The organism is Sphingomonas sp., assembly GCF_965200135.1.
Taxonomy (GTDB): Bacteria; Pseudomonadota; Alphaproteobacteria; order Sphingomonadales; family Sphingomonadaceae; genus Sphingomonas.
Genome location: NZ_CBDATK010000007.1, coordinates 484139 through 498014 on the forward strand (window position 1 = coordinate 484139; position 13876 = coordinate 498014).

General features: G+C 60.3%; 16 protein-coding genes. 7 read left to right on the forward strand and 9 right to left on the reverse strand.

All coding sequences use genetic code 11. The features are described 5' to 3' along the window. Positions 1-443: 443 nt before the first annotated feature. The 4 genes from ACOFKS_RS10540 to ACOFKS_RS10555 all read right to left on the reverse strand — a co-directional run bounded on the left by ACOFKS_RS10540 (position 444) and on the right by ACOFKS_RS10555 (position 4051). Entirely contained in the window at positions 444-677 is a 234-nt protein-coding gene (locus ACOFKS_RS10540; protein ID WP_419809189.1) for a hypothetical protein, read from the reverse strand. A gap of 2326 nt (positions 678-3003) precedes the next feature. Then, positions 3004-3204 carry a hypothetical protein gene (locus ACOFKS_RS10545; protein ID WP_419809190.1) on the reverse strand — a complete coding sequence of 67 codons (201 nt, stop codon included), beginning with the start codon at positions 3202-3204 and terminating at the stop codon, positions 3004-3006. 13 nt (positions 3205-3217) lie between these two features. Beyond that, positions 3218-3496, reverse strand: coding sequence for a hypothetical protein (locus ACOFKS_RS10550; RefSeq protein ID WP_419809191.1), 279 nt, complete (start codon positions 3494-3496; stop codon positions 3218-3220). 366 nt (positions 3497-3862) lie between these two features. Then, positions 3863-4051, reverse strand: coding sequence for a hypothetical protein (locus tag ACOFKS_RS10555; RefSeq protein WP_419809192.1), 189 nt, complete (start codon positions 4049-4051; stop codon positions 3863-3865). 103 nt (positions 4052-4154) lie between these two features. Between ACOFKS_RS10555 and ACOFKS_RS10560 the strand changes: the two genes are divergently transcribed. From ACOFKS_RS10560 to ACOFKS_RS10585, 6 genes are all read left to right on the forward strand, one after another. Continuing rightward, on the forward strand, positions 4155-4424 hold the full coding sequence (locus ACOFKS_RS10560) for a hypothetical protein (RefSeq protein WP_419809193.1): 270 nt from the start codon (positions 4155-4157) through the stop codon (positions 4422-4424). Between the two features lie 129 nt (positions 4425-4553). After that, on the forward strand, positions 4554-4823 hold the full coding sequence (locus ACOFKS_RS10565) for a hypothetical protein (protein WP_419809194.1): 270 nt from the start codon (positions 4554-4556) through the stop codon (positions 4821-4823). Positions 4824-5696: 873 nt separating this feature from the next. Further along, positions 5697-5987 (forward strand): GFA family protein, encoded by a 291-nt coding sequence (locus tag ACOFKS_RS10570; RefSeq protein WP_419809295.1) that lies wholly within the window; start codon positions 5697-5699, stop codon positions 5985-5987. Positions 5988-6311: 324 nt separating this feature from the next. After that, complete coding sequence (locus tag ACOFKS_RS10575; protein ID WP_419809195.1) at positions 6312-6983, forward strand: PEPxxWA-CTERM sorting domain-containing protein; 672 nt, start codon at positions 6312-6314, stop codon at positions 6981-6983. Positions 6984-7176: 193 nt separating this feature from the next. After that, positions 7177-7563 carry a hypothetical protein gene (locus tag ACOFKS_RS10580; protein ID WP_419809196.1) on the forward strand — a complete coding sequence of 129 codons (387 nt, stop codon included), beginning with the start codon at positions 7177-7179 and terminating at the stop codon, positions 7561-7563. Positions 7564-7779: 216 nt separating this feature from the next. Then, the gene (locus ACOFKS_RS10585) at positions 7780-8073 is read left to right on the forward strand and encodes a hypothetical protein (RefSeq protein WP_419809197.1); all 294 of its coding nucleotides are present in this window, start codon (positions 7780-7782) and stop codon (positions 8071-8073) included. 36 nt (positions 8074-8109) lie between these two features. Here the strand turns inward: ACOFKS_RS10585 and ACOFKS_RS10590 are convergent, their stop codons facing one another. After that, a complete protein-coding gene (locus ACOFKS_RS10590; protein WP_419809198.1) occupies positions 8110-8517 on the reverse strand; it encodes a hypothetical protein in 408 nt (135 codons plus the stop codon). Between the two features lie 319 nt (positions 8518-8836). Continuing rightward, entirely contained in the window at positions 8837-9241 is a 405-nt protein-coding gene (locus ACOFKS_RS10595; RefSeq protein WP_419809199.1) for a DUF4174 domain-containing protein, read from the reverse strand. A 523-nt stretch (positions 9242-9764) separates the two neighbouring features. Between ACOFKS_RS10595 and ACOFKS_RS10600 the strand changes: the two genes are divergently transcribed. Continuing rightward, the gene (locus tag ACOFKS_RS10600; protein WP_419809200.1) at positions 9765-10115 is read left to right on the forward strand and encodes a hypothetical protein; all 351 of its coding nucleotides are present in this window, start codon (positions 9765-9767) and stop codon (positions 10113-10115) included. A 1228-nt stretch (positions 10116-11343) separates the two neighbouring features. Here the strand turns inward: ACOFKS_RS10600 and ACOFKS_RS10605 are convergent. From ACOFKS_RS10605 to ACOFKS_RS10615, 3 genes are read right to left on the reverse strand one after another with little or no spacing between them, the layout of a single operon-like run. Continuing rightward, complete coding sequence (locus tag ACOFKS_RS10605) at positions 11344-12081, reverse strand: hypothetical protein (protein ID WP_419809201.1); 738 nt, start codon at positions 12079-12081, stop codon at positions 11344-11346. Further along, positions 12078-13040 carry an N-acetylmuramidase family protein gene (locus tag ACOFKS_RS10610; RefSeq protein ID WP_419809202.1) on the reverse strand — a complete coding sequence of 321 codons (963 nt, stop codon included), beginning with the start codon at positions 13038-13040 and terminating at the stop codon, positions 12078-12080. Before ACOFKS_RS10610 ends, ACOFKS_RS10605 begins: the two co-directional genes overlap by 4 nt. After that, the gene (locus tag ACOFKS_RS10615) at positions 13037-13339 is read right to left on the reverse strand and encodes a hypothetical protein (RefSeq protein ID WP_419809203.1); all 303 of its coding nucleotides are present in this window, start codon (positions 13337-13339) and stop codon (positions 13037-13039) included. The genes ACOFKS_RS10610 and ACOFKS_RS10615 overlap by 4 nt, the downstream gene beginning before the upstream one ends. Between the last annotated feature and the right edge of the window lie 537 nt (positions 13340-13876).

Here is a 13876-nt window from a genome sequence, read left to right on the forward strand (position 1 = left end):
GACCGCTAACGCCCAATAGCGGACATTGCCGCGCTTGTGACAAGCCGCCAAGTCGCTCTAAGTGCGTTGCGGATTATGCGGAGTCATCGTGATGAGGAAGGCCTGGATAGTAGCATCTTGGTTGTTATGTGCCGCATGCCTCGTGCCGCCAGTATCCGCGCAGATGGACCCGGCTATTGTTGCGCAGGGTCAAGTGCTGCGCAGTATGAACCAAGGTTATGCCGATCGGGCCAACCGCGCGAAGCAACGACCTATGCGTGCTAATCCCACCCGCCAGCAGGTCAACGCCTGCCGCAACCTGCCTAAGTTTACGGCCCAGTATGGGTCAGGTAACATCAAAGTTCAGCAATTGAGAAGGTTGTGCAGGTCTGCGGGACTGGCTTCCCGATAGCTACCGCGTATCGCACGTCCGGTTTCCACCAATTGCGGACCTCCCGCCTCAATCAGCGCGGACCCAGGTTACTTCGTTTCGCAATCACTTGATCGACGCACTCCGTCCAGATTCGCCAAAGCGCCAGATCCGTTGGCTGCTCGTTCAGATAGTCCGGGCGATCCGTACCATCGGCGAGAGTGCGCAGCATACCTTGGTCCAGTTGATTATCGAGAAAACTGTTCAAGAAAAGATGCAGGGCGTCATAGCCTTCGACGACATCGATCTGGTCGAGATTGCCCGTCATCGATCTGTCTCCAGCTATCTAGGCTGTTTGCAAGCACGGCCGCCTTCGGTCAACGTCCCACCAGCAACGGACCTCCCGCGCGCCGGTGCGCCCATGTCGGCTACCGCCCAGTAGCGGACATTGGCATATTGCAATCACCCGCTATAATTGGCTGGTGAGTGGCAGCGTTCCTTTCACCCTCATTACATGCGCGCTCGCGATATACGGAGTGTGGTTTGTAAGGCGGGACCTTCGCCGTGGTACGGCATCTGGGCGAGGCTTTCGCTTCAGCAAGGACGCTCGGCCGAAGCGGTATCAGGCGGTTATGAGCTTCAACATCTTCACCGTCGGTCTCGTCTGCGTTGGGGCGATCATCCAGTTAGTCGAGCTGACCCGCGCAGCCTAGCCTGCCGGCGCTGATGACCGCGTTCGCCCAGTAGCGGACGCTTAGATCCGTTGGTAAGAGAGACACATGGAACGCAGTGTCCTCATTCTCTTGGCGACGCTTCTACTAGGCTTGGGAGCGAGTACCCGGAGTGCGGGGCAGAGTGATCCCGCCAATCGTATGAGCGTCGCTGACAAAGCAGCCTGCGAGGCACGCGGCGGAAGGGTTATGGTCCTTGGCTTGCTCGGTCAGCAAGGCTGCGTCCTCCCCATGCGAGATGCAGGTAAATCATGTACCGACGGGGCGCAGTGCGAGGCTCGGCAGTGCCATTGGGACGAGAAACGCAGGCGTAGAGAACCTGGTCCTGGAAGAAGGGCAGCGGGCATATGTCCTGCCACTAACTTTCCTTTCGGTTGCGCAACCCGCATTGTGGCTGGGAGATCTACCGGAGGGACTTGCGTAGACTAAGTCCGCTTTCCACCACAACCGGACATTCGCCGTGTGCCCAGTCCGAATATCCGCTTTCGCCCAGTAGCGGACATTTCCCATAGTTGGTAAGTAGAACCTGATGCTAGGCTCCTATGAACCGCCAAATAGGCCTCCAAATCGCATAGAGCAGCTGATCGCAGGCGTTTGGCTTTCCGCGTTTCTGCTTTCCTCTCTGAACCTGTTGGCGGGGTGGCACTGGTTCGGGAGGTACGATCGGAACGCTCCAATCGGGCTTCTGATGCTGGGGCTAATACTATCGAGGTTTGCGCCCCAAGTTAGGCGTGTCGACGACTAGCGGAGGTCCGCTTTCCACCAGAACCGGACATTCGACCGGATCCGCTGCGAACGTCCGCTATCGCCCAATTGCGGACATTGACCTAGCGGCTATGGTGGCAGGATGTCCGAACGCGCCGCCTCTGTCGCAATGGCGATCTTTTGCGCTACTGTGACCATAGGACTGACCTTCGCGTCTGTCCAACGACGCCAGACCGGCAGCCCTCACCTGCTGTTTTGGCGTATAAGCGCGCGAACGCATGGGACCATCCGACCGATGTTCTTCCAGGGATCGGCGGCCGAGGCATCTCGCATCCTGATCTTCGCTGTGGCTACTTTGATCTGTTTATCAGCATCATTCACCTAGTAGACGCAGGTCTGCTTTCCACCAACAGCGGACATTTGGCACGGCAATCGGCGGAATGTCCGCTAACGCCCAGTTGCGGACATTGAACCTAGCGTTCGCGCCGGACCGCAAATAGCCATCCAACACCTATGACCGCGATAAACAGAACTGCCATGACAGCGATTATGGCGAGATTGTCAGGTCGACGGTCTGCTAACGCTCGCGCGATGATAGCCGCAGAAAACAGGGCAAGACCTCGTCTCAGCCATGTTGAACCTGATGCCATGCCACTACCTTCCGCAACGGCGTCAGCGGGTCAATCTCGAACGTCCGCTTTCCACCAACAGCGGACATTCAGCTCGGCCCGCGCACGATCAGCTCCTTCACCCGCTGCCCGCCGCCGGTCGCGGCCGTGCTGATCGTGTAGGTCTGCGGCCGTGCTGATGGTGTAGGTCTAACGTCCGCGCGCCATGCGCTCCGCCTACCTCCCGCGCTCTAATGCGACAGCGATACGTTGGCTCGCGACCTTTTCCGCCGCGGCTGCCATCTGCTCCCAGCGTTCAGCTGAGCGAAGGAGCTGCTCCCGCACCCTTGGCAGCGTCTCCTCCGTTGCCTTGGTTCGCTCGCCTCTCGCGATTGAGCGGCAGCGCAGGGCTTCTTCTTCGGCGTTCATGGCGGCGCGTATGGCGACGGCCAGGCGCTCAGCAAACGGGCACTCTTGCTGCGTCCCAAACCGGGACACCGCTCATTCGCGAGGGCGGCGGGGCCTTTTTTCAGCACGGTCCTCTGACGATCAACTCACGGGCCGCCGTGCCGCCGTCCATGGCCGTGCTGATCGTGTAGGCGGTTCCGCCTTAGCAAAGCGTCTGAAACGGGTGCTTGCTCGCGGCAACTAGCGCAGCACCCTTATCATCGATCAGCTCGACAAGATGAACTTCGCGACGCCTTGCAGCGGCGATAGCCTGTTCGATGCCCCCATTCGCCACGATCGACGAAAGCTTCCGCTGGCTCATCGTGGCGGCGCCGGACTGAACGGCGTCCAGCCAGCGCGCCATCCACTCGGTTTCTTCAGCTATTCAATCTACCTCGCCGCTCCTGTTGGCTCTCGATGTAGGGGTGCTCGGCTCGCACGATCGCGGCAGCCTGTTCGACCACCGCTCGCTCGCCATCGCTCCCACGCGGCGTCACCCGCCAGTTCGACCGGATGTTGCACCAGGTCGGCAGCTGCGTCACCGGCCCGATCGCCTTGCGCCAGCGCACCTTCGACCCGCCCGCAGCGCCGGCGATCAAAGTGGCGAGCAGATCGACCAGCTCGTCGGGCGTGTGGAAGTGAACGCGGGTTGCCATGCGAAGGAGAGTCACTCCTCCCGAGTCGGGTTCCGCGAATGTCCGCTAACGCCCAAGAGCGGACGTGTGGCAAAATTTACGAGCTGCTACATCCCGGCGCTGCAAACGTGACGCGCGATGTCATAGCGCGTAGATTCGCATTGAGCGTTGCATCCATAACGGTTTTGTATGGAACGGTTGCGCCCGCCCGAAGCATTAGCGATCGTGACGCTGCGGACGGCGTGTCTTCGACAACGCGCCACGCGCTACCAGCCGGGGCGACATCCCTTATAAAAAGGGTGACTTCGTCGGGCTTGCCACTGACGCGGAGGATGACGTCTTGCGATGGTGCGGCACACTGCTCGATAGCAGGTGGTGAGTCGAAGATCATCTTGCATCTCCTTGAATAGCAAATTCTTGTGGTGGCGTATCGCTCATGGCTACCACTTTCTGTGAAAACGGAGAAGCCGCCGTTCCGCTTTCCACCATAACCGGACATTCGCGGATCTCGCGCTCAGCGCACAACCCTACGCGGTTGCTCGCACTGAAGTATATACCAAACAGCACAATCATCACGGATACCCTCGCAGACACGCCGAGTCACTCCTCTCGAGTCGGGTTTCGCGAATGTCCGCTATCGCCCATTAGCGGACATGGTGGACCGTGATACGATAAGTCGATGACGAACGTATTCTGGCGGCTCGCCTACAAACTGTACGCGCGACGCAACCCCTCCATCTGGTTTGAGCTACTCGCCATCGGGTTCGTAGGCTTCATGGCGTTGATTTACGCCTACGCCGTGTCGGTCAACCCGATCACCGGCAATATCATTCGCCTTCTGGTTGCCGTACTGATCGTCTCTATCGGGTTCGCTCATCGGCGAGTGCGGTTGGAACGCGCGAAAGGGGCCGAGGCGCTGTCTGCAAAGGCGATGACCCGCAACGGCTGAACGTCCGCTTTCCACCATAACTGGACGTCCATGCGTCCGGTCGGCCAAGGCCCGCAATCGCCCAATAGCGGATTATCGCCACCTCAGGTAAGCGAGTGCATGGTTCGCATACGAGCATACTCCTTCGTCATGTGCCTGCCGCTTATGCTGGCGCTCGTGGGAATGGTCTGGTTCTTCGTTGCCGATGACGACGGTATGATGATCGGCTCGTCAACCTTCGCTGCTGGATTTGCCTCGCAAGTGCTTCTTGGGCTCACGATTGCCTGCCCCAGATGCGGTAAGTCCCCCTACACGATCGGCCCAAATTGGGGACCGCTGGGTGTGGCAGGCAAGCCGATCCCCGATGTGATTTGCTCCAAGTGCGGGCACGATTTTCGCATAAAGTCGAACAGCAGCTAACCACCATCGCCGGACATCCGGCGCCCGCCCGAGGGAACGTCTGCTAACGCCCACTTGCGGACGTTCAACCAAGAACGCATGGTGGGTATTATAAGGAGGACGGCATTGAGCGAAGACGCACGCAACTCCGTCTATCTGTGGGCAGGAGGCCTGACATTCTTCGGACTGTTTTGGGCTGCGCTGCACTTTGATTGGGCTGCGGGGCAGTCAGCTCAATGGTTCTGGCCTCTGGCCTTAACCTCGTTAGTGTTCAACCTCGCCAAGGTTTGCTGGAGCCTTTGGAAACGGCGAGCCATACCACCACAGAATGAAAGCTAACCACCAGAACAGGACATTACTCTCCCAAAATGCAGGTGCCGTTATCGGAGATTGTGCTCTTAGCGAGCGTACACAGGTCGCGGTCAGCTGGGTAGGTTAGGTTGGCTCGTTTGCCAAGGCACTCGTCATAGTGCGAAAGACCAATGGCTGGCGGTTCAGATCGATAAATTGGTTTGGCGAACTGCTCGCAGGCGAGCCTTGCTGAACTCACTGCTTCCGAACTCGGGCTCTGAGCAGCGATAGAGTCTGACGAACCAGGTGCGCGACTTTTTATTACAGGTGAGCAAGCCACCAATGAAAAGGGGAAACTCAGCGCAATTAGCTTGGTTCGGAGCATGACACGCAATATCTGAAAAAAAATAATCTTCCAAATCTGCCTTTAGCTCGCGCAATGTCCGCTTTCCACCAATAGCGGACATTCGCGCGAATGGTCGGCAGGATAGCGGGTCACTCCCGTTGTCGGGCAGAAAGGCGCATGCAATACGAAGGCAGGTGCAGGAGCAAGAGATGATCGAGTATAGGGGGAGCTGTCATTGCGGGCAGGTGCAGCTGGTCATGCGCGACACCCCGGTCGAGGCAGCTGAATGTAATTGCTCAATTTGCAGGCGCACCGCCGGACTCTGGCATTACTGCGCTCCTGACGCCCTAGATGTTGCGGGCGAAGCCGCCTCTTATCAACAGGGTGATCGCGCACTTGATCTGTGGCACTGCCCCACCTGTGGCTGCACTACGCATTGGAGCCCGACCGATCGAGCCTACCCGCGGGTCGGGGTCAATCTCAGGATGTTCGACACGACACTGTGGTCTGACCTTCCCCGCCGCGCGGTCGACGGTGCGAGCTTCTAGCACGTAGCGGGTGTACGCTTTCCACCATCATTGGACATTCCCCGCGTCGGCTCACCGAACGTCTGCTATCCGGCATCGAACATTGGTGGGTGCGGTGCGCCCAACGTCGGCTAGCTTCCAGTAGCGGAAGTTCAGCGAGCGACAGGCAGATAGCTAACACGCACACCATTTACCGATTTATGCGCGGCCTGAGCGCATTTGCGAATGGGACGGATTGGCTGTTCACCGGATCGTTTCGTTTCGACACAGTCATACAGTCAGTGTTGCTCAAGGGGGGATTAACGGGTAGCGCCGGGCTAAGACGAACGTGAACCAGGGGATCGTATGAAAAAGCTAGCCATTGCAGCCGCTGCGCTGCTTGCCGGGGCCAGCATGCCGGCGGCCGCGCAGACCTACTCGCTGTCAGGCGACTTCGGCAATCCAGTGTTTCAGTATGGAACGGTGACGACCGCTAATGGCGTAAACAGCTTCAATGCGTTCGGTCAGTCGAACTGCAATGACATTGGCGTGAGCGGTCTCTGCTATCGCGGGGGCGACAAGTTCCAGGTCGAGTTTCAGCGCAACGCGGACAGCGTCCTCGTTCATCCCGGCCCGGGCGATGGCGAGAACTCGTTTCTGCTGTTCACGGCACCGAAGACGGGCGTGTATACGTACGACGTGACAGTCACCCGGGGTGACAGCGGCGACGGGGTCAACCTGTTCACGTTTAATAGCTTTGACGGCACCAAGCCGATGATCGCTACGGTCAACGCCGGTTCGCCGAACTACGTGTTTCAATACAGCCAGCTCCTCACGGCTGGTCAGCAGGTCGGGCTCGGCATTGATCGCGGTGGCCCGGGGAACACCTACTTCAACGATTCGACGCTTTTCAGCGGGACGATTTCGGGTGCCGTGCCTGAGCCCGCCACTTGGGCGCTCATGATCGTCGGCTTCGGCGCGGTCGGTGGCGCGATGCGCCGTCGTTCGGCCGTGCGTACGAATGTCAGCTTCGCCTAACTTGACCGCAAGGCTAGGCTGAAAGGGGCCGCTGTTTTCTAGGGGGAGAGCAGCGGCCTTTTTCATTTCGTGCCGACCAGCTTCTTCACCCGCTCATCACCGTCGTACACCGCCGTTCGAAACTGGTGTGCCATCCTCCCTGCAAGCCCCTGCGAACGTCCGCTAACGCCCAATAGCGGTCGTGCGGTCAGTCATGTATCAGATCGGCAATGCTGGACTGGTTGCGCAAAAGGCTTTTCAAACCTTCGCCTTTGGCACGGTCAAGCGTGAGTTTCGAGACGGCAGCATAGTAACGAGCGATGGTGGCGGGGACGACCGGGCATTGCCGATTCAGACGTTGCGCCGGGTGGTAGTAGCTACGGACGATAGCGGCCCGTGGGGCGCAGACCTGGTGTTTCTGCTCTATTCGAATGATCCTGAACCAGCTTGCCTATTTCCCCTCGAAGCGAACGGGCGAGGCGATTTCGTGAAATGGCTGGCTGCGCAGCCAGGCTACCGAGAGCGGGATTTGGAAAAGGCAATGGGCTCGACAGCGGTAGCCAGGTTCGAGGTTTTGGTAGTCGAACCGAACGGCAGCTAACCACCATCGGCAGACATTCGTGGCTTGGTGTAACAGTGGGCGCTATCGCCCACTTGCGGACATCGATCGATCCTTTGCAGTGGCATAGCTTTAGGCATGGACCGACGATCAACCGGCCGCGTTCAGCGTCTCGCCGACGCTTGGCACAATGGCCTTTCGCCGGGCGATGGGATGGGGTTGCTGTGGCATCTGGCTCTTCGCCGCTATCCATCCGCGATGACAGAGCTTGGTCGCCGCATCGGCGAGGACGGCTTATCAGCCGCCGATCCATTTTCTGCGGCGGGCTTAGGTTACCGAGCGTTGCGGCAAGGCGATCCAACGGGCGCGTACAACCTTGCGATGTCCAGCTTCAACCGCCGCAACTTACGCGGTTACCGGCATTGGCTACGTCTCGCAGCGAACGCCGGGGATGAAGATGCTCGGCAGCAACTTCGGCGGTTTGAAACCCGGCTTCCCCACGGAGCAGCCCGCGACATCAGGCGTGGTCGCCCACGGCGGCTCTCCGATTGACTAACCAAATGTCGGCTAACCACCAAAAGCGGACATTCACGTGTCCATGTTGAGGCTGGTGGACGCCTGGATGTGGAAAGGACGATCCGGCGCAGCTACCTCCTTCGGGACGGGTTCGCTGTTCGCGTTACAATCGACTTCGATGTAGTCCAGATTGCCTTCATCGTTGGCGAAGATGATGATCTCGATGGTCTTGCCATCGGCCAGGCGAAAATCTGCTTCGAAAATGGCACCATGACGACGGGGCAGAACCTCGCCCTTGGGCGGCACCAGTGGTCGCGCTCCCCCGCGATTTTGCACGCCGAAGCTGTTACACCCGCACGGGCAGAACTCATCAAAGGTGGCGTTTGCAAGCTGCTCCCGAAGGGTGGCTGGCGCGGGATACTCGCACCGCGTCAGGATGAAGTCCGCCCAGAAGGCGGCACGATCAGGACCATTCTCCACACGCCGACCATACGATCGCAGCCGCAGCCCTCAAGTCCGCTTTCCACCATTAGCGGACAGGCAGACCGCGTGGCACGATCGGATATGCCGTCAGGTCAGAGGACAGAACGAGGCGTGCTGGAGCGGCATTTCGGATGGTTCTTCGTCCGGACTACAGCTGGGCAGCGCTGGAGCATCGAGGGCGACCAGCAACGCTTCGAGCACCTGGTAGGACTGTCAGTCGAGGTGACCGGCCTATTTCGGCACGGCACGATCGTCTTGCATGGCATTCGCCCCGCCTAAGTCCGCTTTCCACCATCAGCGAACATCCGCCGCCCCGTTAGCGCAGTCCGGCGCGGCGCATCGGCATGGCGTCGATCGTCTCGCGGATTGTGTCGGCGGAGAGCGGCTCGGCGCGGCGCAAGGCCGCGTTGCCGTCCTTGCCGATCAGCACCACTTGGAAGTCGCGCGCGGGCAGCCGCCAATTGCGGCGCAGTGCCGACGCCGGCTCGGCGGCGCCTTCGACGTGGTCGCCGACCACCTCCACCAACGTAAGGTCGCGCTCGGCGGCGCCTTCCCGCCAGTCGTTCAGCTGTTGTCGCTGCCGGGCCAGACGGGGATCGGCGGCGGAAGGGGCGGCGACGAGGAGCACGCGCCGATGATGCTTCATCGCAGCGATCGTGGTCGCAGAGGCGACTGCAACGAGCGAGGTCGCGGCGGCGGGAGTGACAAGCTGAATGATCATGCTCGATCAACGCACGGCGCACGGCTGATTTCCCAGCGTAAGATCGGGTCTGCTAAGCCAGAGCTTGTCAAGCCAATGGCCCAACGACGATTGGCGATCGAGACAAACGAGGAAGCGCTACAGGTCTATGCCTTCTGCCAGCGCGAGGGAGTCCTCTATGTCGACGCCAGGGTAGCGCACGGTGCTGTCGAGCTTCGAGTGGCGAGCAGGATCTGGATGACCCGTATGTTCCCGGTCTGCCGGTAGAAAAGCGCGATCGAGTCCCCTCGATCAAAGAAATTGCTCAGATCGTGAAAAGCGCGTTAACGAAACAGTTGCGAGCAGTGATTAACGGTAGCCAACTATCGCCGAATGGGCTCCGCTTAGACGCCACGGAACTGCCGCTGTCACAGACCATTGCGCGGAATAACAGGGGGGTCGACGTGCCAAAACAACACGGAAAAGCTCCAGGGCTGAGCGGCTCATCAATCAACGCGAATCTGACGGGCAGGGCTCGCCGATGAACGCGGAGGGGAGTAATTTCATGACGGTCGGACGTCAGTTCGATGTCGACCCCAGGCTCTTGGTGGCCATCGCCGGCGCGGAGACTGGGTTCGGCAGAAACGTCACGTCCGGTGCCAATAACGCATGGAACTGGCGTTATAATGGTGGCAAGTCGCCGTTCGTCTCGTGGCTTACCGGCATGACCTCCGTGGCAAAGGGGCTTACCAAACCGCGCAGTGTCTACGACCTGACCAGTACGACGCTATTTTACGCAAAATTCTGTCATGGCGATTGCTCGGAAGGGCTGCGCAACCTCGGCACCTTTATGCGGGAGCAAGGGGCGGATGTGAACGCGCTTGGCTTTCCGGACAAAGGTGGCGGTGCTCAATGACGCGTTTCAGCATTCTTTCGGTTTGCCTCCCGGCCTTGGGACTTCTGTGTGGCACCGCGCCAGCAAGCGCCCCGCCCACACAAACAGTAGCGACAGGCGCGGGGTTAATCCTCGCCGTTCCGGCTGGGTGGCGCCGTGTCGGCTTATCGGACAATCGTCTGCTGTTGCTTAGCCCGGGTCCGGGCGAGGAGGGTGTCGTCATTGCTCGACACCAGGCCATGATCCTGGCGATGCCGGTCGAGGGCTGGCAGACTGGCGGCGATTTGGAGTCCACGATCCGGGGGGGACTTGGTGACGATCGGCTGATCGCCCGCAGGAGCTTGCGACTAGGCAGGGCCGCCCGTGACTGTCCGGTAGTGGAGGAAGTCGACACTGCTTCTGAGGTCGCGCCGGGAGCTGAGCAGATCAACACGATCTTCTACTGCGTCGCCCGCGGTAAAGCGGTGCTGGTCCAATTAACGCATTGGCCGCGCGACCCGTCGCGGCTGCGGTTTCGAGCCGTCGCGCTTAAGGTGATCCGGAGTCTGAGGGTGAGTGGCTTACGCGGCGGGTGGGGGAAAGCTACTGAGCAGCAGCACAGTTCTCGCCAATTTCTAGGAGAGGACGAAAATTGGGGTTAGACACCGTTGCTTCTACGCTAGCGATTTCCAACTTGGACGCGACACTGACCGCCTAACAGGATGATCGTTGCACCAGAATGGATGCCAGTCGCCGTTAGAACGGCTCGCGCCTTTCGTGCCGTTACTCGCGGGGACCGTTCCGCGCGTCACTCCGTCTATGTTGTCCTCCTTCACGACAAACGCCGCGCTCAGCCATGGGGGCTTTATGTCGGGCAGTCCGTACGCGACCCGGACTGGCGCCTGGACCAGCATAAAGCAGGCTACCGCGCGAGCGGTGCGGTCCGCCGGTTCGGTCTCTATCTGCTGCCCGAATTGTTCGACCACCTGAACCCGCTGGCACGATGGGAGTCGTTAGAGCTTGAAGAGGCGCTGGCGGATGCTTTCCGAACTGCGGGCGTCCCATGGGTCGAGGGCGGCCACTAGGCCGCGCCTTCGAAGGTACGGGTGCAGGCCGCGAGCGGGTCGCCAGGCGCAACGCCTCGCTTCTAAGCGCGGCTTGAGGAAAGATGCTAACGACGTTGCATGGCCAGGCGGCGGCGTCCGCATCTGGTTCAAGTCACACCCTCAGCCCGACTAGGTCCGGATTTTGCGCTTTCGTTGTGCGCGATCTAGTCGCGCACTCGGTGGAGCGGAGCCCCGGCAGAGCCCGCCTCTACCATGATCATCTCGGCACGGGCGTCCAGCGCCGCCGCCTTGATGTCGAACGGGTCGGACGGGATCTGGCGGTAGATAAAACGATGCCTGTTGGGCAGTCCCGGACCAGCAGTGAAGCTTGCGAGCTTCTTACCGTCTGACAGCCGCAGGATGGACACCGTCCCGCTGATCTGTCTCTCGTTGGTGGCGGCTGTATATCGCCCGGCGCTCATTGATGACGGGCCTGTGGCCCCCCTCCACGTGAGTGCCAGACCCTCGGCCGGTGAACCATCGGGCTGCGTCGCGACCACTGCGAGGGTGACCCCGGGATCGATGGTCGAGGGCTCAGCTCGATCTAGCCGGCCTGGCCGCGGATCATTGTAGATGTGGATGTCTTCGCCGTCGACGCGCCAAAGCCCCTCTGCTCGGATACCGCCTTGGCCTCCATCGGCCGACACGGTGTAGAGAGCGGTGTGATCGCCGTTCAGATCGACATCGATCGCGAGTTCTTCCTCCTGGAAGTGATAGCGACCGACCAAAATTGAAGGATCTTTGATCTCGACATAGTATTGCGACTGTCCACTACCACCGTCTTGAGCAGCATACGTCGGCTGTACGCAAATGCCGGACAGGACGACGGTAGCAGCTACAATTTTGCGCCAACCAACTAGCCCATCAAGCCCCTCGCGACGTTTCTCACCCTCGCCTGTCAACGACCGCCTGCCGCCTTAAAAGCTGCACCCATCTTTGCATCATACCCCTTCTGCTTCGGCCCGTTGTATCCGAGAGCAAAGCCGAGCCAGTCATGGCGCCGTGCCTTCCCGGTCAGACCGTTGTCGCTGCAAAATGCTTCGAATGCCTTCAGCTGGTTGACCTCAGACACGTACATAGCGGCCACGAAAGACCGGACGTCGGGCCAGCCATTATGATTGCTGCCAAGCACCTGGAACTTGCCCCACGAAGCTGCGCTGAGTGCCGCGTCAATGTCGAGGACCATGGCCTCGTACAAGCGCTCATACTGGTTCCAGCTATAAAATCGAGCAGCGGTCGTGGTGTCACCATCTCTGCAGGCGAGATGGGGATGAGTCTGGTTGAAGCGGTTCTTGGTGAGCGGTCCGAAGTGGTGGGCCTCGAACAGGATCTTCGGACGCCCCAGATCATCGAAGCCTTTACGACCGCCACTTTCGACTGTTGCGACTGCCTTGATCGCAGCGACCTCTAGATTGTTGCGTTGCGCCGCCGCGGCATAGTCAACGTCGGTCAGGGCCGCAGGTACACCGGCTGGGACAGGCAACAGAGCGTGGCAATCCGCGTCCATGGTCAATAACGGTCCGGTCCTGCGGCGTTGAGCAAGCTGCACCAGCGAGGTCTTAATGGCCTGTTTGCGCCAGTCGTTGATCATCTTGACGACGTCGTCCGCTAAATCGTTGAGTGGATTATTAAACGCTTGGCGGCTGACCTCAGCCAAGTTCGCGGTAGTTATTTTGGAGTTTTCCGCCGCGGCCTCGCCCGACCAGTCGGCATGGCGGGCGACGGCTTCCAACCGCTGCGGCCCGATAAAGGTGCCGACCTCCACCTGTTCGGGTATGTTCAGCGACTCAATGATGCGCCGCATCTGCGGACCGCTATTGAGCTTCAACGCGCTCAGGACATCAGGATACTGAATTGTCATCGTGCGCCTCCTTGCAGGCGCCGGCGAACCACCGCCGCGGTCGCAGCTCCTTCCAACCGCCGCTCGACGGCGGGAACCCGCCGCGCCGCACCAGCTGTGACGCGGTACGCCAGCGCTCGGCGATCCGTGCCATGTCCAGGCCCTATCTGGCTGCTGTTGTAAAGCACGACCACGCCGTTGCGGCCGCCGCGTTGCAACGGCGTAAACAGCACGGCGGTCACGTCTAACAGGAAAAGGTCGGTCGGTTCATCAGGGCCAGCTAGCGGCAGCGTGCCGCCCGGTATGATGAGGGTGCCCACGAAGCCGCCGTCCGGCAGGTCACTTGTTCGTCGCAGCACGACAGTGGCGTGCGCATAGGGACCAGCCCTACCTGCAACAGGCCGATGTGCGAGTGCTCGCTCCGACGCAGTAGGCGCATGCTGCGCTAACAGCCCGGCCGGCAGCGACGCACAAGCTAACGCTGCTCCAAACAGCAATGTCGTTCGCATCGTGGGTTGCTCCTGTCGGCGGAAGATGTCGGAGCGCCTCGGCAGAAGCAAGGGCGCGTGCGACAGGTCCGCGACGCGCTGGCCCCAAGCAGTAGGTGCCGCCGCTGACACTACATGCCGTCTCGTGCAAAAAGCATGGGACATGGAAACGAGCGAAGCGCCAGGTCGATGAGTGACTGCCCTGCCGCGGCTTGCCCCGCTGGCACGAGACATCCCAGACCAAGGAAACAACCTCCGACACAGACTCCAGACAGCCTATGCGCTGGAGTCCTACCACGGCACCGCTTGCTCGAGAGAGGAAGTGGGGCGTGGTAACCCCTGACTGCTGCAACTCGGTCGTATTCGGCC

Bases quoted from the DNA above. Each gene is read 5' to 3' on its own strand.
- ACOFKS_RS10540 (WP_419809189.1), bottom strand. From the start codon at position 677: ATGACGGGCAATCTCGACCAGATCGATGTCGTCGAAGGCTATGACGCC.
- ACOFKS_RS10545 (WP_419809190.1), bottom strand. From the start codon at position 3,204: ATGGCGCGCTGGCTGGACGCCGTTCAGTCCGGCGCCGCCACGATGAGC.
- ACOFKS_RS10550 (WP_419809191.1), bottom strand. From the start codon at position 3,496: ATGGCAACCCGCGTTCACTTCCACACGCCCGACGAGCTGGTCGATCTG.
- ACOFKS_RS10560 (WP_419809193.1), top strand. From the start codon at position 4,155: ATGACGAACGTATTCTGGCGGCTCGCCTACAAACTGTACGCGCGACGC.
- ACOFKS_RS10565 (WP_419809194.1), top strand. From the start codon at position 4,554: ATGTGCCTGCCGCTTATGCTGGCGCTCGTGGGAATGGTCTGGTTCTTC.
- ACOFKS_RS10570 (WP_419809295.1), top strand. From the start codon at position 5,697: ATGCGCGACACCCCGGTCGAGGCAGCTGAATGTAATTGCTCAATTTGC.
- ACOFKS_RS10575 (WP_419809195.1), top strand. From the start codon at position 6,312: ATGAAAAAGCTAGCCATTGCAGCCGCTGCGCTGCTTGCCGGGGCCAGC.
- ACOFKS_RS10580 (WP_419809196.1), top strand. From the start codon at position 7,177: ATGTATCAGATCGGCAATGCTGGACTGGTTGCGCAAAAGGCTTTTCAA.
- ACOFKS_RS10585 (WP_419809197.1), top strand. From the start codon at position 7,780: ATGACAGAGCTTGGTCGCCGCATCGGCGAGGACGGCTTATCAGCCGCC.
- ACOFKS_RS10595 (WP_419809199.1), bottom strand. From the start codon at position 9,241: ATGATCATTCAGCTTGTCACTCCCGCCGCCGCGACCTCGCTCGTTGCA.
- ACOFKS_RS10600 (WP_419809200.1), top strand. From the start codon at position 9,765: ATGACGGTCGGACGTCAGTTCGATGTCGACCCCAGGCTCTTGGTGGCC.
- ACOFKS_RS10610 (WP_419809202.1), bottom strand. From the start codon at position 13,040: ATGACAATTCAGTATCCTGATGTCCTGAGCGCGTTGAAGCTCAATAGC.